The organism is Ancylobacter radicis (assembly GCF_018449475.1).
In the GTDB taxonomy this organism is placed as follows: domain Bacteria; phylum Pseudomonadota; class Alphaproteobacteria; order Rhizobiales; family Xanthobacteraceae; genus Ancylobacter; species Ancylobacter radicis.
In genome coordinates, this window is sequence record NZ_JAHCQH010000020.1 from 212086 (window position 1) to 231620 (window position 19535).

The window sequence follows — 19535 nt, forward strand, 5'->3', positions numbered from 1 at the left end:
CGGAGCCAGAGCGTGCGCCCCGGCCCCTTCTCGACCCTACTGCCCGCCGCCGGCTCATGGTGCACTGCAACAAGACCCGATGCAATGTACCCGGCCGGAGGCCGCGCGGGCCGGGCGCGGGGAACGCGGCCAGCCGTTGCGGACTTTCGCTCAGGTCAGCTTACGCTATCTTGCGACCGCGTCGACTATCGGGCGGGGGATCACGAAGCCGCGATTACCCCTGTGTGACAGAGATTTTTAAGTGAATTCAGAAGCTTCCGGGCGACTTGACGAATTGGTGCGCGCGGTGGGGACAAGCCCCGGCCGCCCGCTGCCGCCGGTTGAGCGCTGGAATCCGCCCGATTGTGGCGACATCGACATCGTGATCGACCGCGAGGGCGTGTGGCACCATGAGGGCCGGCCGATCCGCCGCGAGGCGCTGGTGAAGCTGTTCGCCTCGGTGCTCACCCGCGAGGGCGAGCGCCATGTGCTGGTGACGCCGGCGGAAAAGCTGGGCATCCGGGTGGAGGACGCGGCGTTCCTCGCCGTCGACATGGCGGTGGAGGAGGCGGCGGTCGAGGAGGCGAGTGCCGGGCCGGTGCTCGTGTTCCGCACCAATCTCGACGATCTCGTGCGCTGCGATGCCGACCATCCGCTGCGTTTCGACGCACAGCTGGGTGGGACGGGGGGCGCGGGCGACATTCGTCCCTATATCCATGTGCGGCGGGGCCTGTGGGCCCGGCTCACCCGCGCGGTCTTCCTCGACCTCGCCGAACGGGTGGAGGAGCGCGAGGTCGAGGATGGGGATGGCGCGCGCCGCGCCGTCTATGGTGTCGCGTCCAGCGGCGAGTTCTTCGTGCTCGCCCCGGTCGAGGACGCTACAGCCGACGGTGACGTGACGCGATGAACGCCCTGACCGACAGCATGACCGACGCGGCGATCGACGCGATGGCCAATGCCTTGCCCCCCGCGCTGCGCGAACTGCCGCCCGCCCTGCCGCTCGGGCTGGAGCCTTTCCGCGCCCGCGCCCGGCTGCGTCTGGCGGAGACCCCTGACCTCGCTGGCGATCCCGTCCGCGGCGACCATGAACTGACGCCGCAATATCGCGGCCTCGTCGAGACGCTGCCGCTGCGCGGGGCGGCGGTGCTGATCCCGATTGTCGCGCGGGAGCAGCCGACCGTGCTGCTCACCCTGCGCTCGGCGAACCTGCCGAACCATCCCGGACAGATCGCCTTTCCCGGCGGCAAGATCGACCCGCAGGACGATGGCCCGCTCAGCGCCGCACTGCGCGAGGCGGAGGAAGAGGTCGGGCTGGCGCGGGCCTTCGTCGAACCGCTGGGCTATCTCGATCCTTATCTCACCCGCACCGGCTTCCGCATCGTGCCGGTGGTCGGCATCGTCCGCCCGGATTTCGGGCTGACGCTCAATCCCGGCGAGGTGGACGAGGCATTCGAGGTGCCGCTCCATTTCCTGATGAACGCCGACAACCACATTCAGGAGACGCGCGAATCGCAGGGGCTGATGCGCACCTTCCACGCCATGATCTATGAGCGGCGGCGCATCTGGGGTGTCACCGCCGGCATCCTGCGCAGCCTCTATGAGCGGGTGTATCTCTGATGGCGCGCATTCTCGGTCAGGTCCTGCTGTTCCTGCTGCCCTTCCTCGCCTTCGCGCTCTATCTGCGCTACGGCCGGCGGGTGGACAGCATCTTCGCCGGCTGGTCGGTGCGGTCGCTGCTGGTGTGCTCAGGCCTCGGCATCGTGCTGCTGGCGGGCAGCCTCTACATCCTGGAGAGTGCCCAGCGCGGCCCGACCACCGGGCGTTATGTGCCGCCCACCTGGCAGGACGGCGTGCTGATCCCCGGCCATATCGAATGAACCCGCTCACCCAACACCGGCCGGGCCTTGCCCGCGTGCTGGACGCGCTGAATGGGGAGGGCGAGGAGGCCCGCATCGTTGGCGGCGCGGTGCGCGACTGGCTGATCGGGCGCGGCGCGCGCTCGGATGTCGATATCGCCACCACGGCGCTGCCCGAGGAGGTGATACGCCGCGCGCGGGCCGCCGGGCTGAAGCCGGTGCCGACCGGTATCGAGCACGGCACCATCACCATCGTCGCCGAGGGCGAGCCCTATGAGGTGACGACGCTGCGCGAGGATGTGGAGACCGACGGGCGCCGCGCCCGCGTCGTCTTCGGCCGCGACTGGGCGCATGACGCCGCGCGGCGCGACTTCACCATGAACGCGCTCTACCTCACGCGCGAGGGCGCGCTCATCGACCTCGTGGGCGGCGAGGCGGATGCCCGTGCGGGCCGCGTGCGCTTCATCGGCGATGCCGACCGGCGCATCCGCGAGGATTATCTGCGCATCCTCCGCCTGTTCCGCTTTCACGCCGCCTTTGGCCACGGCCCGGTCGATCCCGAGGCGCTGGCGGCGGCGATGCGCAACCGCGCCGGGCTCGGCCAGCTCTCGCGCGAGCGGGTGCGGACGGAACTGCTCAAGCTGCTGGTCGCCCCCGGCGCGGCGTCGACGCTCATGGAGATGGACGGCGCCGGGCTTCTGGCCCCGGTTCTTGGCCGTGCCGGGGATGTCGCGGTGTTCACCCGGCTCTGCGCCATCGAGGCGGCGCTGGGGCTTGCCGCGGATGCGATTCGCCGGCTCGGCGCGCTGGCGGTGCGCGAGGAAGCGGATGCGCGCGCGCTGCGCGACGGGCTGCGCCTCTCCAATAGCGAGGCCGCGCGGCTTGAAGCGCTCGCCGGCCCCGCCCCGGCGCCGGCCATGTGCGCGAAGGGGCAGAAGGCGTTCATCTACCGCATGGGCCGGGCCACCTATACCGACCGCGCGCTGATCGGCTTCGCCCGCTCCGGGGCGGGGATGGACGATGAGGGCTGGCGGGACCTGATCGCGCTGGCGGCGGGCTGGGACATCCCGGTGTTTCCGCTCAAGGCCGCCGATTTTCTCACGCGCGGCCTCACCCCCGGCCCGGCACTGGGGGCGGCGCTGAAACGGGCGGAAGAGGCGTGGATCGAGGCGGGGTTCCCGATGGACGCGGCGGTTCTGGAGGGGATCGCGCGGGAGGCGATCACCGCCTGACGATGGATCCCCGGGTCAAGCCCGGGGATGAGGGCAGGATGGGTAGGTTGAGTTGGCGGAAATCCGTTTCACTGAACCCCTCATCCCCGGGCTTGACCCGGGGATCCACTCACGACCCCAATCCTCCGGCGAGTTCGCCGTAAAGATCGCGCCACTCCGGATTGTCCTTCTCGATCAGTGCGATCTTCCATTGGCGTGGCCAGTGCTTGAGGTTCTTCTCGCGCTGAATGGCACCGACGGCCGTGTCATGCGGCTCCGCGAAGACCAGTCGCTTGACGCCATATTGTGCCGTGAAGCCGCCATGCAGACCGGTGCGGTGTTCATGCATCCGCTTCGGCAGGTCGCGCGTCACACCAATGTAGAGCGTGCCGTTGCGCTGGCTGGCGAGGATGTAGACCCAGTGTGCCCCCATTGGGGTATGGCGCGCCAACTGGATCCCCGGGTCAAGCCCGGGGATGAGGAGGCAGGCGGTGACTCAGGCCCTCACGGCCACTTCACCACCGGGGGCATGGAGGAGAGGATGGAATCGATGTTTCCGCCGGTCTTCAGCCCGAACAGCGTGCCGCGGTCGTACAGCAGGTTGAACTCGACATAGCGCCCGCGGCGGATGAGCTGTTCCTCGCGCGCGGCCTCGTTCCAGGGCTTGGCGAAATTCGCCCGCACCAGCGCCGGGTAGACGTCGAGGAAGGCGAGGCCGACGGCGCGGGTGAAGTGGAAATCCGCCTCCCAGTCGCCCGAATCCAGCCAGTCATAGAAGATGCCGCCAATGCCGCGCGGCTCCTTGCGGTGCGGCAGGTAAAAATACTCGTCGCACCAGGCCTTGTAGCGGTCATAGTCGATATGCGGGCGGCCCTCGCAGGCGCCGCGCAGCGCCGCGTGGAAGGCGATCGTGTCGGGGTCGTCCTGCGTGCGGCGTGCGTCCAGCACCGGGGTGAGGTCCGCCCCGCCGCCGAACCACGCCTTGGAGGTGACGACGAAGCGCGTGTTCATGTGCACCGCCGGCACATGCGGGTTGTGCATATGGGCGATCAGCGAGATGCCGGTGGCGTGGAAGGCCGGGTTCTCCTCGGCGCCGGGAATTTGCTTGCGGAACTCGGGCGCGAATTCGCCGAAAACGCTGGAGCAGTGCACGCCGACCTTTTCGAACAGCCGGCCATGCATCATCGACATGACGCCCCCGCCGCCGGGTGCGCCGCTATGGTCGGTGCGGTTCCACGGCGTGCGCACGAACCGGCCGGGCGCGCCGGGGTAGAGATCGGCCGGGGCCTCGTCCTCCAGCTTTTCGAAGGCGGCGCAGATGCGGTCGCGCAGTTCCTCGAACCAGTCGCGGGCGGCCTGCTTGCGGGCGTCGATCTCGGCGGTCATGGCACATCCTCAAGGGCGCGCGCCATCGGAAGGCAGGCGCCGTCGCTTGCGCCCCGCTTCTAGCCGCTCGCGCCCCATCCCGGAAGGGCGTTGGGCGGCGGCGTTACAGCACCGTTCCCGAGAGGGTGCCGATGGCATAGGTCAGCGCCATGGCCAGCGCGCCCCAGAAGGTGACGCGGACGGCGCCCTTCATCGCGTCCGATCCGCCGGCCTTGGCGCCGGCGACGCCGAGCAGCGCGAGAAAGGCCAGCGCCGCCGCCGAGACGGCAACCGGCAGCGCGGAGGTCGGCGCCAGCAGCACGGTGGCGAGCGGCAGTGCGGCACCCACCGCGAAGCTGGCGGCGGACGACAGGGCGGCCTGCACCGGGCGGGCGGCGGTGATCTCGTTCATGCCCAGCTCGTCGCGGGCATGGGCCTCCAGCGCATCGGCGGCCATGAGCTGGCGGGCGACCTGCGCCGCCAGCGCCGGATCGAGGCCGCGCTTGACGTAGATCTCCGCCAGTTCCTCCGTCTCGCCCACCGGGTCGGCGGCAAGTTCCGACCGCTCGCGGGTGAGTTCCGCCTCTTCCGTGTCGGATTGCGAGGAGACCGAGACATATTCGCCCGCCGCCATCGACATGGCGCCGGCGACCATCCCGGCAATGCCGGCGATCAGCACGGCGCTGCGGTCGGCATCGGCGGCGGCGACGCCGACAATGAGGCTGGCGGTGGACAGGATGCCGTCATTGGCCCCCAGCACCGCGGCCCGCAGCCAGCCAGCGCGGCTGAGCAGATGATGTTCGGGATGGCGCATGGGCATGGGCGGGGTCCGTCTGACAGTCGAGGGAGTATCACTGTACTCACTCTCATGTAGAGCATGTGAACATCATCCGGTCGCCGCCGGCGCGCGTAACCGACACACTGGTGCCGCATCGTCGGCGCAGAAGGGCGGCCATGTTCACGCGCCTCTTTGCCTTCTTCGAGAATCGACTCGATCCGTTCCGCGATGCCGCCATCATGCGCCCGCCCGAGGGGCTGCTGGCGTTCTACTGGCATTTCGTGCGGCAGACCGGCTGGGTGTTCGTCGCGGCGCTCGGCGCGGCCTTCCTCGTCGCCATCGTCGAGGTGTCGCTGTTCCGCTATATCGGGCAGATCGTCGACCTGCTGCAGAATTCGAGCCCGGCCACGCTGTTCGCCGATCAGGGCGGGCTGCTGATCTGGATGGCCTTCGTCGTGGTGATCGCGCGCCCGCTGTGCAACGCGCTGCACGACCTTCTGGTGCGCCAGACCATCACCGCCAATGTCGGCAGCCTGATCCGCTGGCAGTCCTATCGCTGGGTGGTGCGCCAGTCGCTCGGCTATTTCCAGAGCGATTTCGCCGGCCGCATCGCCCAGCGCGTACTCCAGGCCGGGCCGGCGCTGCGGGGCTCCGTGGTCGAGGTGATCGACGCGCTCTGGTATGTGAGCGTCTACGCCATCAGCGCGGTCGTCCTGTTCGCCGAGGCCGACTGGCGGCTCGCCGTGCCGATGGTGGCGTGGATCGGGCTCTATGTGCTCGCCCTGTCGCGCTTCGTGCCGAAGGTGCGCCACCTCTCCAAGACCACCTCGGAAGCCAACTCGCTGCTCTCCGGCCGTATCGTCGACAGCTACACCAACATGATGACGGTGAAGCTGTTCGCCCATGGCGACCGCGAGGACAGCTATGTCCGCGAGGCGCTCGACCGCCATAATGGGGCGTTCAAGGCGCAGCAGCGCCAGATCACCCGCATGGCGCTGACCGTGAGCGTGCTGAACAGCTGCATGCTCGGCGCGATCGGCGGGCTCGGCATCTGGCTGTGGTCGATCGAGGCGATCAATCTCGGCGCCATCGCCCTCTCCACCGGCCTTGCCATCCGCATCACCAACATGTCCGGCTGGATCATGTGGGTGGTCACCGGCGTGTTCGAGAATGTCGGCACGGTTCAGGAGGCGATCCTCACCATCGCCCGCCCGCACACGGTGATCGACCGCGCGCAAGCGCCCGCCCTCAAGGTGCCGGCCGGCGAGATCCGCTTCGAGGATGTGAGCTTCCACTATGGCAAGGGCTCGGGCGTCATCGACCATCTCAGCCTGGCGATTCGTCCCGGCGAGCGGGTCGGCCTTGTCGGCCCCTCGGGCGCCGGCAAGTCGACGCTGATGAGCCTCTTGCTGCGCTTCTACGATACGGAAGCCGGCCGGGTGCTCATCGACGGGCAGGATGTGTCGGCCGTCTCGCAGGAGACGCTGCGCGCGCGGATCGGCGTGGTCACGCAGGACACCTCGCTGATGCACCGCTCGGTGCGCGACAATATCCGCTATGGCCGGCCGGATGCCGACGAGGCGTCGATCTGGGAAGCGGCGCGCCGCGCCCATGCCGACGGCTTCATCACCACGCTGACCGACCCGCAGGGCCGCGTCGGGCTCGACGCCCATGTCGGCGAGCGCGGGGTGAAGCTCTCCGGCGGCCAGCGCCAGCGCATCGCCATCGCCCGCGTGCTGCTGAAGGACGCGCCGATTCTCGTGCTCGACGAGGCGACATCGGCGCTCGATTCGGAAGTCGAGGCGGCGATCCAGTCGAATCTCGACGAGCTGATGGCCGGCAAGACGGTGATCGCCATCGCCCACCGCCTCTCCACCATCGCCCGCATGGACCGGCTGGTGGTGATGGAGCACGGCCGCATCGTCGAGACCGGCACCCATGCCGAGCTGGTGGCGCAGGGCGGGCTTTACGCCCGCCTCTGGCAGCGCCAGTCTGGCGGCTTCCTCGACGCCGATGAGATGGAGCGCGACCTCGCGGCGGAGTAGGCCGCTAGAGCTTATCCCCGCCCGTCTGCCGCAAGGACTCGCCGAGAATCATCGCGCCGGCCAGCGCCACATTGATGGATCGCGCGCCCGCGACCAGCGGGATGACGATTCGCGCCTCCGCCCCCTCATGCACCGCCTCCGGCACGCCGGCGCTCTCGCGGCCGAGCAGGATGATGTCGGAATCGGCGAAGGCGAATCCCGTATAGGGCAGGGCGCCGCGCGTGGTGGCGAGCACTAGCCGGCGGCCCTCGCTGCGTCGCCAGTCCTCGAAGGCGGCGAAACTCGCATGGCGGCGGATCGCCGCGCGGTCGAGATAATCCATGCCGGCGCGGCGGAAGCCGGCATCCCCCACCGGAAAGCCGGCCGGCTCGATAATGTGCAGCGGCAGGCCCAGACAGGCGCAAAGCCGCGCCAGTGTTCCCGCATTCTGGGCGATATCGGGCTCGTATAGGGCCAGAATGAGCGACATGAGGGGCCTTTCGGGGCAGGGCGGCGGGACGGCGGCGGTGGGCGGACGGTGCCCCGTGCCTGACGTAGCGGCTCGAAAGGGCGGGGCAGGACGGACTGCCGCACTGTCGTCATCTGGACAAGGGGCCGGCCGGATGCAATTAGAGGCACTCGAAGGTAGGGTCGACCATGGACCGTGCTTTCGCGCGCCTGCTTCCTGCGCGAGCGGCAAATTTCGGTGCAGGGGCGACGCGTGCGGATCGCAATGCGGTCACAGGCATAAGGGGAAAGGGAACCATCGTGGCAACAACCGGGACGGCGGAAACCACGCGCCGCGACTTTCTCTACATAGCGACGGGCGCCATGGGCGCTGTCGGCGCCGCGGCGCTGGTGTGGCCTTTCGTGTCCCAGCTACAGCCCGACGCCTCGGTGCTGGCGCTGTCCTCCACGGAAGTGGACCTCTCGCAGATCCAGGAAGGCCAGATCGTCACGGTGAAGTGGCGCGGCAAGCCGGTCTTCGTGTGGAACCGCACCGCCAAGGATATCGAGGAAGGCAAGGCGACTCAGATCTCCGCGCTGCTCGACCCGCTGGCGCGCAACGCCAACCTGCCGGCCGATGCCCCGGCGACCGACGAGAACCGTGCCGCCAAGGACCAGGAGAAGTGGCTCGTGGTCATCGGCATCTGCACCCATCTCGGCTGCGTCCCGATCGGCCATATGGGCGAATATGACGGCTTCTTCTGCCCGTGCCACGGCTCCGAATATGACAGCGCGGGCCGTGTCCGTCGCGGTCCGGCGCCCGAAAACCTGGCGGTTCCGCCTTACGCCTTCGTGTCCGACACGAAGATCTCCATCGGCTGATCCGGCGTTCAGGGATACTCACAATGAGCGGACACTCCACCTTCGAGCCGAAGAATCCGGCGCTCAAGTGGTTCGAGGCCCGGCTGCCCCTGGTCGGCCTGATGCACTCGTCTTTCGTGGCCTACCCGACGCCGCGCAATCTCAATTACTGGTGGACCTTCGGCGGCATCCTGTCGCTGATGCTGGCCTGCCAAATCCTCTCCGGCGTCGTGCTGGTGATGCACTACACCCCGCATGTGACGCTGGCCTTCGACTCGGTCGAGCACATCATGCGGGATGTCAGCTATGGTTGGCTGCTGCGCTACATCCACGCCAATGGCGCGTCGATGTTCTTCATCGCGGTGTACATCCACATGTTCCGCGGCCTCTATTACGGGTCCTACAAGGCCCCGCGCGAGGTGCTGTGGATTCTCGGCTGCATCATCTACCTCTTGATGATGGCGACCGCCTTCATGGGCTATGTGCTGCCGTGGGGCCAGATGAGCTTCTGGGGCGCCACCGTCATCACCAACCTGTTCTCGGCCTTCCCGGTGGTCGGCCCGACCATCGTCGAGTGGCTGTGGGGCGGCTTCGCGGTCGATAACCCGACGCTCAACCGCTTCTTCTCGCTGCACTATCTGCTGCCCTTCATGATCGCGGGCGTCGTCATCCTGCATGTGTGGGCGCTGCACGTCACCGGCCAGAACAACCCGACCGGCGTCGAGCCGCAGACCCCGAAGGACACCGTGCCCTTCACTCCCTACGCGACCATCAAGGATGGCTTCGCGATGGTCTGCTTCCTGATCTTCTTCGCCTGGTTCCTGTTCTACATCCCGAACTATCTGGGCCATGCCGACAACTACATCCCGGCCAACCCGCTGGTGACGCCGGCGCACATCGTGCCCGAATGGTACTACCTGCCGTTCTACGCCATGCTGCGCGCCGTGCCGGACAAGCTCGGCGGCGTGCTCACCATGTTCGGCGCGATCGCGGTGCTGTTCTTCGTGCCGTGGCTCGACACTTCCAAGGTGCGCTCGGGCGCCTATCGCCCGCTGTTCAAGCAGTTCTTCTGGATCTGGGTGGCGGTGTGCATCGGCCTCGGCTGGCTCGGCTCGAAGCCGGCGGAGGGCGGCTATGTGATCGCCGGCCGCATCCTGACGATCTGGTACTTCGCGCACTTCCTCATCATCCTTCCGCTGCTCGGCCTGTTCGAGAAGCCGAAGGCGGTGCCGGCCTCCATCACCGAGGCGGTGCTGGGCAAGTCCAGGGGCGGTGCGCCCGTCGCGGCAGGCGCCTCGGCGCCGCAGACCAAGGGTTGAGCGGGAACATCATGAGCAACACCATGTCCTTCCGTTCCTCCCTTCTCCGTCCGCTCGCCGCCTGCGCGCTGGTGCTCGGCCTCGGCTTCGGCCCGGCGCTGGCCGCCGAGGGCGCGCCCAAGCCGCACCGCGAGGACTGGAGCTTCGCCGGCCCGTTCGGTCACTACGACCGGGCGCAGCTTCAGCGTGGTTTCCAGGTGTTCCGCGAAGTCTGCGCCTCCTGCCATTCGGCCCATCTCTTCGCCTTCCGCAACCTCGCCCAGCCGGGCGGGCCGGAATTCAGCGAAGCGCAGGCCAAGGCGGTAGCCGAGTCCTATCAGGTGCAGGACGGTCCGAACGATGCCGGCGACATGTTCGAGCGTCCCGGCCGCCTGTCCGACCGCTGGCCCTCGCCCTTCCCGAACGAGCAGGCGGCCCGCGCCTCCAATGGCGGCGCCTATCCGCCAGACTTCTCGACGCTGGCCAAGGCGCGCACCTATGAGGTCGGCTTCCCCGGCTTCCTGTTCGACATCGTGCGCCAGTATCAGGAGAACGGCGTGGACTACATCCACGCCCTGCTGAACGGCTACAAGGAGGCCCCGGAAGGCTTCAGCGTGCCGGAAGGCGCGTATTACAACGAGTACTTCCCCGGCCACGCCATCAAGATGCCGCAGCCGATCTCGGCCGATCAGGTGACCTACACGGACGGCACGCCGCAGACCGTGGACCAGTATTCGCGCGACGTGACCGCCTTCATGATGTGGCTCGCCGAGCCCAAGCTCGAGGAGCGCAAGCGCCTCGGCTTCCAGGTGATGATCTTCCTCATCATCTTCGCCGGCCTGCTCTACTTCACGAAGAAGAAGGTCTGGAAGGCCGTGCACGACCATCACTGAGTGGCGGCGCTTTCGACGACAGGAAAAGGGTCCCGCGAGGGGCCCTTTTTTGTTGGCTGGGGCTTGGTCTTGGGGAATCATTTGGTTTGGTCGTGGGCTCGACGGCGCCGACGTCGCCGGCGGTTCACCCCAAGGCGCTGCCCGCTTCGGGATGATGGGTGCTGCCATCGCGAAGCGTACACCTCCCGCACGATCGACGTCATCCCCGGGCTTGGCCCGGGGATCCACGCCTTCCCTTTCATCGGGTGTGTCCAGCCGACGTCGTGGATGGCCGGGTCAAGCCCGGCCATGACGGAGAGATGATCGCCCTGCTCAGGCGCGGCTCAACTCCAGCCTGAGCCCGACATGGTCCGACAGCTTCTCGCCGCCGGGACCGACGGGCGTGATCGGCTGTGCCTTATTCATTTTCACGGCTGCTCCATGGGCCAGATGGTCGATCACCGGTCCCGGAAAGCCATCCAGAGCCCCTTGTGTGGCGATGGTCAGCCGTTGCGCGATCACCGTCTGCAACATCTCGCTCACGGCCAGCGGGGCGCGGCGGCGCGGCACATGCTGGTTGAAGTCGCCAAGGAGGATGCTCTCGCCCTGCATCACGCGCGGCAGCACCTCGTCGAGTCCAGCCAGATAGGCGCGATGCGCCTCCCAGGGGCGAAGCGGTTGTTCCGGGCGCCGGACACCCGCCATGCTCCAGGGGATGCAGACGCCGTAGATGCTGAGGAGGCCCAGTGCCGTGGCGGTCGCGCCGGCAGCAAAGCGCCCCTTCGGCAGCTTCTCATTGCCGAGACGATCAGGCTCCTGCCAAGGAGAACGGCTCCACACGATGACCTTGTGGCGCCCCGCCTTGGCGCCGTAGCCATAATCGGGGTCTGAGGTCAGCACGTCGCCTCCCGCCGGCAGCAGGTCGACATAGCCTTCCGTCAGGCAGATCAGATCAGCCTCCGCCTCATGGATGAGTGCGGCGACCCTGTCCCCGGCCGGGTTGCCGCGGTGGCGCCACATGACGTTCCACAGCAGGATCGACAGCGTCTGCCCCATCACCCCTCCAGCCGCTCCACGAACACGCAGCTCGTCACCTCGAAGGCCAGATGCCCGTGCTGGTCGGTGCCGGTGTCGCGGGTGAAGACGAGGCCCCATTCGGGGCGCGAGGCGCTGGGTTTCTTGGCGATGATCTCGCTCTCGAAAGTCAGCGTGTCGCCCGCCCGCACCGGGCGCAGCCATTTGAGATCCTTGAAGCCGGGCGAGGGGCCGACGCGCGGGGCGGGCTTGCCGGCCTGGCGCAGCGCCGCGTGCTCGCGTTCCATGGCCTGCGCGCGCAGCCGGGCGGCGAGGGCGGCGGTGTACCAGCCCGACGCCACCAGCCCGCCGAAATGGGTGCGCGCGCCCGCATCGGCATCGAGGTGGAAGGCCTGCGGGTCCCACATGCGGGCGAACGCCACCATCTCGTCAGCGCGGAAGCTGTGCGCGCCGAGGCGGGTCCGGGTGCCGATCTCGATATCCTCGAAGAAACGCATCGCCCCTCCTCAGGCCGGCCGGAAGCCGGGGTTGCGCCGGCCGAACATCACGCTGGTGACGAGGTCCATCATCACGCTGTCCCCGGCGTCGAGCAGCTCGAAGCGGAACTTCACCAGCCCCATTTCCGGGCGGCTTTTCGACGAGCGGGTCTCCAGAACCTCGCGGCGCAGACTCAGCACCGTGCCGGGATGCACGGGCCTGAGGAAGCGCACTTCGTCAATGCCGGGGGCGCCGAGGCAGGAGGAGCGGGTGAGAAAGCCGTCGGCGGCCATGCGCATGAAGATGCAGCACAGATGCCAGCCGGAGGCGGAGAGGCCGCCCAGCGGCGTCGCATCGGCCGCCGCGTCGTCAAGATGGATCGGGGCGGGATCATAGTCGCGGGCGAAGGCGACGATCTCCTCACGGCCGACCACATAGCGCCCGCAGGAGGCGACATGGCCTTCGTGGAAGTCCTCCCAGAACAGCATCGCATTCCCCGCCCGCCACGCGACGGAGCGGGCGCGCGGCCCGACTCCGGGGGTGATCTCACGGGAGGAGGGGGCGCGGGTCAAGTGCCCGCGCGCCAAGTGGCCGTGCGCGTCGGTTAGGGCTGCGTCAGTTGTTGAAGCGGAAATGCAGCACGTCGCCATCGGCGACGACATATTCCTTGCCTTCCAGCCGCAGCCGGCCGGCATCGCGCGCGCCGGCCTCGCCATTGCCCTTGACGTAATCGTCGAAGGCGATGGTCTCGGCGCGGATGAAGCCCTTCTCGAAATCCGAGTGGATCACGCCCGCCGCGCCCGGCGCCTTGGTGCCGGCGGTGATCGTCCAGGCGCGGGCTTCCTTCGGGCCGACCGTGAAATAGGTCACCAGCTTCAGGAGTTCGTAGCCGGTGCGGATGATGCGGTTGAGGCCGGGTTCCTCAAGGTCGATGGCCTCGAGATAGTCCTTCTGCTCCTCCGCCGGCAGCACGGCGATCTCGCTCTCGATCTTGGCCGAGACAACCACCGCCTTGGCGCCTTCCTCGGCGGCGCGGGCGAAGACCTCCGCCGAGAGGGCGTTGCCGTCCTTGGCCGAGGCTTCCTCGACATTGCAGACATAGAGAACGGGCTTGGAGGAGAGCAGGCCGAGCATGCGGAAGGCCTTTTCCTCCTCCGGCTTCACCTCGACGAGGCGGGCCGGCTTGCCCTCGCGCAGCAGCACCAGCGCGCGGGTCATCAGGTCAAGGAGTTCCTTGGCGTCCTTGTCGCCGCCCTTGGCCTTCTTCTCCAGCGCCCCGGCGCGCTTTTCCAGGCTGTCGAGGTCGGCCAGCATCAGCTCGGTCTCGATGGTCTCGATATCGGAGATCGGCGCCAGCTTGCCCTCGACATGGGTGACGTCGGAATCCTCGAAGCAGCGCACCACATGGGCGATGGCGTCGCATTCGCGGATATTGGCGAGGAACTGGTTGCCGAGGCCCTCGCCCTTGGACGCGCCGCGCACCAGGCCGGCAATGTCCACGAAGGTGAGGCGGGTCGGGATGATCTGCTGCGAGCCGGCGATCTTCGACAGCGTGTCCAGCCGGGGATCGGGAACCGCCACGTCGCCGACATTGGGCTCGATGGTGCAGAACGGATAATTCGCCGCCTGCGCCGCCGCCGTCTGCGTCAGCGCGTTGAAGAGGGTCGACTTGCCGACGTTGGGCAGGCCGACAATGCCGCATTTGAAGCCCATGGTGCGATGCTCGTTCTGGTCAGTGTTGGCGCCGTGGTTAAGCAAGACGCGGCGCCCATGCAAGCGTCGCGCGGCAGTGGTTCCGGGCCTCAGGCGCCCGGCGTCTTCACGGTGCCGAAACCGCGGCTCTCCAGGAGGAGATGCAGGCGGCTCTGGAACTCGTCGACCTTGCGGGTGACGAGCAGGCCGGCAAGCTCGGCGCAGCCGTCGCACACCGCCTCGACCCAGCCGCGCTCGGCCTTGGCGAAGTCGCTCAGCACGAAATTGTGCACCAGCGCCTTGTCGCCGGGATGTCCGATGCCGAGGCGCACGCGGCCATATTCATTGCCGCAATGGGCGGTGATGGAGCGCAGGCCGTTATGCCCGGCATTGCCGCCGCCGATCTTGGCGCGGACCTTGGCAGCGGGCAGGTCCAGCTCGTCATGGAAGGCGTAGATGTCGGCGAGCGCGATCTTGTAGAAACGCTGCGCTTCCGCCACCGCCCGGCCGCTCTCGTTCATGAAGGTTTCCGGCAGCAGGGCAATCACCTTCTCGCCCTCGATCTCGCCTTCGCAGGCGGCGCCCTGAAAGCGCCGACGCCAGGGCGTGAAGCGATGCCGGCGCGCGATCGCGTCGACCGCCATGAAGCCGATATTGTGCCGGTTGCCGGCATATTTCGGCCCGGGATTGCCGAGCCCGGTGAAGAGGAACACCGGAAACCCTCCTCAGGGAGCGGACATGAAAAGAGCCGGAAGCGGACTTCCGGCTCTGTCGTTGGCAGCGCGACGCGCGCAAGGCGCCTCAGCGCGACGGGTCTCAGCCCTTGGCGGCGTCGGCGGCGGCGGCGGCCGCGTCGTCAGCGTCCGCTTCCTTGGCGCCCGACGGCGTGGTGATGGTCGCCAGCGTGTCGTCGCCATGGCCGGCCCAGGTCACGCCCTTCGGCAGGGTGATCGCCGAGAGATGGATCGAGTCGCCGAAATTATAGGCGGTGACGTCGACCTCGATGGCCGCCGGAATGGCGTCGGCCGGGGCGAGCAGCGAGACCGTGTGGCTGACGATGTTCAGCGTTGCGCCCCCCTTGATGGCCGGCGCGGTGTCGGCATTCAGGAAGTGCACGGGAACGTCGACGGTGAGGCTGGCGCCCGCCGCCACGCGCAGGAAGTCCACGTGCAGCGGGAAGTCCTTGACTGGGTCGAGCTGATAGTCGCGCGGAATGACGTGGTACTTCTGACCGTCGACATCGATGTCGAACAGCGTGGTCAGGAAGTGGCCGGCATAGATCAGCTTGTTGATCTCGATATGCTCGACCGAGATGCCGACGGGCGGCTTGCCGTCGCCGTAAATCACGGCGGGTACGCGACCGGCGCGGCGAACGGCACGAGCGGCCCCCTTGCCGGCGGTCGTGCGGGCCTGCGCCTTGATCTGCTTGGTAGCGGTCATGGCTTGTCCTTACATGGTTGCAAAAGGAGAAGGCCGCTCGCGCGGCCCGTTCCTCGATACTGGTTCGGTTGCTGGCAGCGGCACGCCTCCAGGGGTGCGGAAAGGCCACGGCCGGCCGGGCTAATAGCAGCAAAAGCCCGGCGGGGCAATCGCCGGGGCCACCTTGCCCGCGTCGCCCGCCCGTCACCTTGCCCGGCTGTCCGGCTCAGAACTTGCCGAGCACGCCGGCCTTCACGATGCCGCTGCCGGTCGAATCGGGCGAGGCGCTGCGCTCCACCGAGATGAACCGCTCATAGGTGCCGAGCGGCGCGCGCAGTTCCACGCCGGTGGTCAGGGTCTGGCTGTTGTTCACCTCCACCGTCGCGCCGAGCTTCTCCGGCCCGAGCCCGAGCGGCGCCAGCGGCACGCTGTAGCTGCTGCCGACGGTGAGATTGTCATAGACCGAGGGCGCGCTGGTGCTGGCCGAGGCGCCGAGGACGCCGGTGCTGTAGAGCGCGAAATTGTCCTGCTCGACGCCCAGCCGCGCCTTGATCTCGCCCGAAGCCCCGCCATCGCTGGCACCGGTGAAGCCGGAGGTGGGAGCCGAGCCGCTGGCGCTGGTGGTGACGGCCAGATGGGCCGGGCCCTGCTGGATGTCGACGCTGGTCGGCACCGAGGGCTTGGTGGAGGTGACCACCGGCTTGCGCTGCGGCAGGAGCTGGTTGGGGGCGGGCTTCTCCTTGGGCAGTTCCGGCAGATCGCCGCCAATGGCGAGGCTGAGAGCCTCCCAGAGCGAAGGCTCCGGCGCGTCATCGCCGGCTTCGGCGACAGGGGCGGGGGTCTCAGCCGACGCCGTATCCGCGGCCACGGCGGAGTCATAGGCGGAGGGCTCCTCCGGCGGCGGGGTGACCGTCACGGTGATGCCGCCCCACGGATCGAAGCTCTGCGCCCCGGCCGGCAGGGCGATCAGCAGCGGCAACGCCAGGCCGGCGATGCGCAGGGCAAGGGGAGCGCCAGCCGAGCTCGGCCCGCGCATGGGAGAGCGCCTCATCACGAAATCCCGTTGTTGTCGCGAGCGGGAATCGTGGGACCGAACTGTGGAGCGATCATGGCGCAGCGCACAATAAGCGCGCCGCGGGCTGTCTCAGGAGGGCTTGTCCGGGGCTAACGCCTTACCCTTTCAATCGAAAAGGCTGGAGACGCTTTCCTCATGGGCGGTGCGGCCGATGGCTTCGGCGAGCAGGCTGGCGATCGAGACGACGCGGATGTTGCGGGCGACGCGCACCGCCTCGGTCGGCTGGATCGAATCGGTGATCACCAGTTCCTTGAGGTTCGAGGCGGTGACGCGGGACACCGCGCCGCCCGACAGCACGCCATGGGTGATGTAGGCGTGGACCTCGGTGGCGCCGCGCGCCAGCAGCGCATCGGCCGCGTTCACCAGCGTGCCGCCGGAGTCGATGATGTCGTCGACCAGGATGCAGCGTTTGCCCTCGACATCGCCGATGACGTTCATCACCTCGCTCTCGCCCGGCCGCTCGCGGCGCTTGTCGACGATGGCGAGCTGGGCGTCGATGCGCTTGGCGAGCGCGCGGGCACGCACCACGCCGCCGACATCGGGCGACACCACGGTGAGGTTCGACAGGTCGAAGCGCGACTTGATGTCGGCGACCATGACCGGGGCGGCGAACAGATTGTCGGTCGGGATATCGAAGAAGCCCTGGATCTGGCCGGCGTGCAGATCGACCGTCAGCACGCGGTCGGCGCCGGCATGGGTGATCAGGTTCGACACCAGCTTGGCCGAGATCGGGGTGCGGCCGGACGAGCGGCGATCCTGCCGCGCATAGCCGAAATAGGGCAGCACCGCGGTGATGCGGCGGGCCGAGGAGCGGCGCAGCGCATCGGTGATGATGAGCAGCTCCATGAGATGGTCATTGGTCGGGAAGGAGGTGGACTGCAGGATGAAGACATCCTTGCCGCGCACGTTCTCCTGGATCTCGACGAAGATCTCCATGTCGGCGAAGCGCCGGACCACCGCCTTGGTGAGCGAGGTCTGAAGATAGGCCCCGATCGCTTCCGCGAGGGGACGATTGGCATTGCCGGAGACGATCTTGATCGACCCGTTATTACTCGACATTCCGGCGCGCTCCCAGCCGTACTATCTCAACAACGCCCGTCGCACGGCCGTCGCGCAGACCTGATAGGCGGGCCGGCCCGCGCTGTAAAGCGGAGTCCGACACCGCGTGGCAGCTTGTCCCGCTACCATTCCGCCGATGCGAAGCGGGTCGCGGGCGCAAGGCGGGACAAGGCTTCGCTCACGGATGAGCGGCGAAGGCGAGGCCGGAGGAAGCGGGCGCCGCGGCTTCCGCAACGGCAGGTCCGGGCTCGTCCGCCGTGCCCTCGGCGACCACGGGGCCGTCATCCTCGCGTACCGCCGGCGGAGCGCCGGGCTCCCCGGTCGCGGGTTCCTCGGCGGCGGCGGGCGCGGCCGGGGAGGGCGGCACGCCCTTGGCGAGGCGGGTGCTGATTTCGTCGAGGCTCTGGGCGGCGATGCGGGTTAGGGTCGCGTCGTCGATCCGGTTCCAGACATCCTTGCCCTCGCCGATCTTCTCGGTGCCGGCGACGCGCAGGACGCGCGCCTGATCGGCGTCGAACACGTCCCAGGCCCAGTCGACCTCGCCCTTGCCGTTGGTGACGGCGGCGGCGAGATAGCCGCGCACGCGATAGGCAGCGGGCGTCTCGCGCGACACGACGGGAATCTGGCGGGTGCTGGCCTCGCTGGAGAGGCTGGCGACCAGCTTGTCGAACACGGGCTGGGGCGGGCCGTCGATGGATTCGAAGGCGATGGACTTGGTGCCGGAGAGGGAGGTGGCGGCAACGGGCTTGTTGCCGTTGCCGGTCTGGCAGGCCCCGAGGGCAAGGGCGACGAGAAGCGCCGCGGTCGTCGGCAGGCGCCGGCCAATCTGCCGGCGGAGTCGATCGAGCATGAAACCATCCCTTGGGAGCCGCCGCGGCGTGGCCCCCGCGTTCCGGGAGTCGCGCCGCCACCGGCAGACCGGGAATGGTTAAAACTAATTAACGATTAGGTCCAGAGGGGCGTCGGTTAGGCATTCGTTACCGTTAACGCCGATCAGGAAGGTGCGGCCCAGGCACATGGCGGCGCCGGCGTCGCTGTCCATCAAAATCATGTGCGCGAACATGACCATGCCGGGTTCCAGCACCCAGTCATGACCGACGTAGAACATCGGCGGGTCCATCCAGGACGGGGTGAATTTCGCCCCGAGCGAATAGCCGCAGGCGGCCAGCCGGTGCTTTTCCAGCCCGTGCCCGTCCATCACATGGGCATGGGCGGCGAACACCTCGCCCGCCGTCTTGCCGGGAATGATGGCGTGGGCGCAGGCCTCCATCGCCTGTTTCGCGGCGGCGAACAGCTCCAGATGCCGGTCGCGCGGCGGGCCGACGATCACCGTCTCCATCATCGCCGCATGGTAGTGACGATAGGCGCCCGCCCATTCCAGCGTGATCTGGTCCTCGCCGTCGAGCTTGCGGCGGCCGGCCTTGTAGCGGCACAGCAGCGCGTCGGGGCCCGAGCCGATGATGAACTCATTGGCCGGATAGTCGCCGCCGCCGCGAAACACCGCGCCCTGCATGGCAGCGAGCACCTCGCCCTCGTCGACGCCCGGCGCAATGGCGGCGATGCCGGCCTCGCGCGCGGCCAGCGCCAGCTTGCCGGCCTGACGCACATAGGTGATCTCCGCCGGCGACTTCACCGCCCGCAGCCGGTCGACGAGGCGGGAGGCATCGACCAGCGTGGCAAAGCCGTCAAAGGCGGCATCGAGCTTCTTGCCGTTGGCGGCGGTCAGGCCGTAGCTCTCATATTCCACGCCGATGCGGGTGCCGAGCCCGCCGAGGCTTTCCACCATGTCGCGCAGCTGAGCCTGCGGGGTGGCGTCGGCCCGGTCGGCCCAGATGCGTATGTCCTCGATGATCGAGGTGTGCTGCGCCTGCCGCAGATCCGCCGAGCGGGTGAGCAGGGCCATGCGGCCATCCGCCCCCAGCCAGAGCGACTGGAAGAAGCAGAAGCCGAACGTGTCATAGCCGGTGAGCCAGTACATCGATTCCTGCTGGAACATCAGCAGGCCATCGAGGCCGCGCTCGGCCATGGCGGCGAGCAGGCGTTCCTTGCGGCGGGAAAATTCCGGTCCGGTGAAATGCAGCGCCATG

At 68.2% G+C, this 19535-nt stretch carries 22 protein-coding genes; 8 read left to right on the top strand and 14 right to left on the bottom strand.

Translation table 11 applies throughout. From position 1 onward, the window contains the following. The first annotated feature begins 241 nt into the window (after window positions 1-241). From KIP89_RS15725 to KIP89_RS15740, 4 genes are read left to right on the top strand one after another with little or no spacing between them, the layout of a single operon-like run. Entirely contained in the window at window positions 242-886 is a 645-nt protein-coding gene (locus tag KIP89_RS15725; RefSeq protein WP_213756520.1) for a DUF1285 domain-containing protein, read from the top strand. 41 nt (window positions 887-927) lie between these two features. Further along, window positions 928-1596, top strand: coding sequence for a CoA pyrophosphatase (locus tag KIP89_RS15730; RefSeq protein WP_369807179.1), 669 nt, complete (start codon window positions 928-930; stop codon window positions 1594-1596). Next, on the top strand, window positions 1596-1856 hold the full coding sequence (locus KIP89_RS15735; RefSeq protein WP_213756521.1) for a DUF6111 family protein: 261 nt from the start codon (window positions 1596-1598) through the stop codon (window positions 1854-1856). The genes KIP89_RS15730 and KIP89_RS15735 overlap by 1 nt, the downstream gene beginning before the upstream one ends. Next, window positions 1853-3067 carry a CCA tRNA nucleotidyltransferase gene (locus tag KIP89_RS15740; protein ID WP_213756522.1) on the top strand — a complete coding sequence of 405 codons (1215 nt, stop codon included), beginning with the start codon at window positions 1853-1855 and terminating at the stop codon, window positions 3065-3067. The genes KIP89_RS15735 and KIP89_RS15740 overlap by 4 nt, the downstream gene beginning before the upstream one ends. A gap of 109 nt (window positions 3068-3176) precedes the next feature. Here the strand turns inward: KIP89_RS15740 and KIP89_RS15745 are convergent, their stop codons facing one another. From KIP89_RS15745 to KIP89_RS15755, 3 genes are all read right to left on the bottom strand, one after another. Further along, window positions 3177-3479, bottom strand: coding sequence for a GIY-YIG nuclease family protein (locus KIP89_RS15745; protein WP_213756630.1), 303 nt, complete (start codon window positions 3477-3479; stop codon window positions 3177-3179). A gap of 71 nt (window positions 3480-3550) precedes the next feature. Then, on the bottom strand, window positions 3551-4432 hold the full coding sequence (gene hemF / locus KIP89_RS15750) for an oxygen-dependent coproporphyrinogen oxidase (protein WP_213756523.1): 882 nt from the start codon (window positions 4430-4432) through the stop codon (window positions 3551-3553). A 103-nt stretch (window positions 4433-4535) separates the two neighbouring features. Further along, window positions 4536-5231, bottom strand: a complete 696-nt coding sequence (locus KIP89_RS15755; protein WP_213756524.1) for a VIT1/CCC1 transporter family protein — start codon at window positions 5229-5231, stop codon at window positions 4536-4538. Between the two features lie 134 nt (window positions 5232-5365). Here KIP89_RS15755 and KIP89_RS15760 point away from each other — a divergent pair, with 134 nt between their 5' ends. Next, complete coding sequence (locus KIP89_RS15760) at window positions 5366-7234, top strand: ABC transporter ATP-binding protein (RefSeq protein WP_213756525.1); 1869 nt, start codon at window positions 5366-5368, stop codon at window positions 7232-7234. Window positions 7235-7238: 4 nt separating this feature from the next. On the opposite strand, the gene KIP89_RS15765 is transcribed toward KIP89_RS15760, so the two are convergent. Continuing rightward, a complete protein-coding gene (locus KIP89_RS15765) occupies window positions 7239-7703 on the bottom strand; it encodes a tRNA (cytidine(34)-2'-O)-methyltransferase (RefSeq protein ID WP_213756526.1) in 465 nt (154 codons plus the stop codon). Between the two features lie 278 nt (window positions 7704-7981). Between KIP89_RS15765 and petA the strand changes: the two genes are divergently transcribed. From petA to KIP89_RS15780, 3 genes are read left to right on the top strand one after another with little or no spacing between them, the layout of a single operon-like run. Then, window positions 7982-8542: a ubiquinol-cytochrome c reductase iron-sulfur subunit gene (petA, locus tag KIP89_RS15770; protein ID WP_213756527.1), complete on the top strand. Its 561-nt coding sequence runs from the start codon at window positions 7982-7984 to the stop codon at window positions 8540-8542. Between the two features lie 23 nt (window positions 8543-8565). After that, window positions 8566-9840 carry a cytochrome b gene (locus KIP89_RS15775; RefSeq protein ID WP_213756528.1) on the top strand — a complete coding sequence of 425 codons (1275 nt, stop codon included), beginning with the start codon at window positions 8566-8568 and terminating at the stop codon, window positions 9838-9840. 11 nt (window positions 9841-9851) lie between these two features. Beyond that, window positions 9852-10712, top strand: a complete 861-nt coding sequence (locus KIP89_RS15780; protein ID WP_213756529.1) for a cytochrome c1 — start codon at window positions 9852-9854, stop codon at window positions 10710-10712. 312 nt (window positions 10713-11024) lie between these two features. Here KIP89_RS15780 and KIP89_RS15785 read toward each other — a convergent pair whose 3' ends face one another. The 10 genes from KIP89_RS15785 to KIP89_RS15830 form a co-directional block, all read right to left on the bottom strand. Then, complete coding sequence (locus KIP89_RS15785) at window positions 11025-11747, bottom strand: endonuclease/exonuclease/phosphatase family protein (RefSeq protein WP_213756530.1); 723 nt, start codon at window positions 11745-11747, stop codon at window positions 11025-11027. Continuing rightward, window positions 11747-12223, bottom strand: coding sequence for a MaoC/PaaZ C-terminal domain-containing protein (locus tag KIP89_RS15790; protein ID WP_213756531.1), 477 nt, complete (start codon window positions 12221-12223; stop codon window positions 11747-11749). The genes KIP89_RS15785 and KIP89_RS15790 overlap by 1 nt, the downstream gene beginning before the upstream one ends. A gap of 9 nt (window positions 12224-12232) precedes the next feature. Beyond that, a complete protein-coding gene (locus tag KIP89_RS15795; RefSeq protein WP_213756532.1) occupies window positions 12233-12691 on the bottom strand; it encodes a MaoC family dehydratase in 459 nt (152 codons plus the stop codon). Between the two features lie 127 nt (window positions 12692-12818). Further along, window positions 12819-13916 (bottom strand): redox-regulated ATPase YchF, encoded by a 1098-nt coding sequence (gene ychF / locus KIP89_RS15800; protein ID WP_213756631.1) that lies wholly within the window; start codon window positions 13914-13916, stop codon window positions 12819-12821. Window positions 13917-14005: 89 nt separating this feature from the next. After that, on the bottom strand, window positions 14006-14608 hold the full coding sequence (gene pth / locus KIP89_RS15805) for an aminoacyl-tRNA hydrolase (RefSeq protein WP_213756533.1): 603 nt from the start codon (window positions 14606-14608) through the stop codon (window positions 14006-14008). A 103-nt stretch (window positions 14609-14711) separates the two neighbouring features. Further along, window positions 14712-15335, bottom strand: a complete 624-nt coding sequence (locus tag KIP89_RS15810; RefSeq protein WP_213756534.1) for a 50S ribosomal protein L25/general stress protein Ctc — start codon at window positions 15333-15335, stop codon at window positions 14712-14714. 205 nt (window positions 15336-15540) lie between these two features. Further along, window positions 15541-16365, bottom strand: a complete 825-nt coding sequence (locus tag KIP89_RS15815) for a hypothetical protein (RefSeq protein ID WP_213756535.1) — start codon at window positions 16363-16365, stop codon at window positions 15541-15543. Window positions 16366-16494: 129 nt separating this feature from the next. After that, window positions 16495-17448: a ribose-phosphate pyrophosphokinase gene (locus KIP89_RS15820; protein WP_213756536.1), complete on the bottom strand. Its 954-nt coding sequence runs from the start codon at window positions 17446-17448 to the stop codon at window positions 16495-16497. Window positions 17449-17626: 178 nt separating this feature from the next. Then, on the bottom strand, window positions 17627-18298 hold the full coding sequence (locus KIP89_RS15825; protein ID WP_213756537.1) for a hypothetical protein: 672 nt from the start codon (window positions 18296-18298) through the stop codon (window positions 17627-17629). Window positions 18299-18382: 84 nt separating this feature from the next. Next, complete coding sequence (locus KIP89_RS15830) at window positions 18383-19534, bottom strand: M24 family metallopeptidase (protein WP_213756538.1); 1152 nt, start codon at window positions 19532-19534, stop codon at window positions 18383-18385. Window position 19535 lies beyond the last annotated feature (1 nt).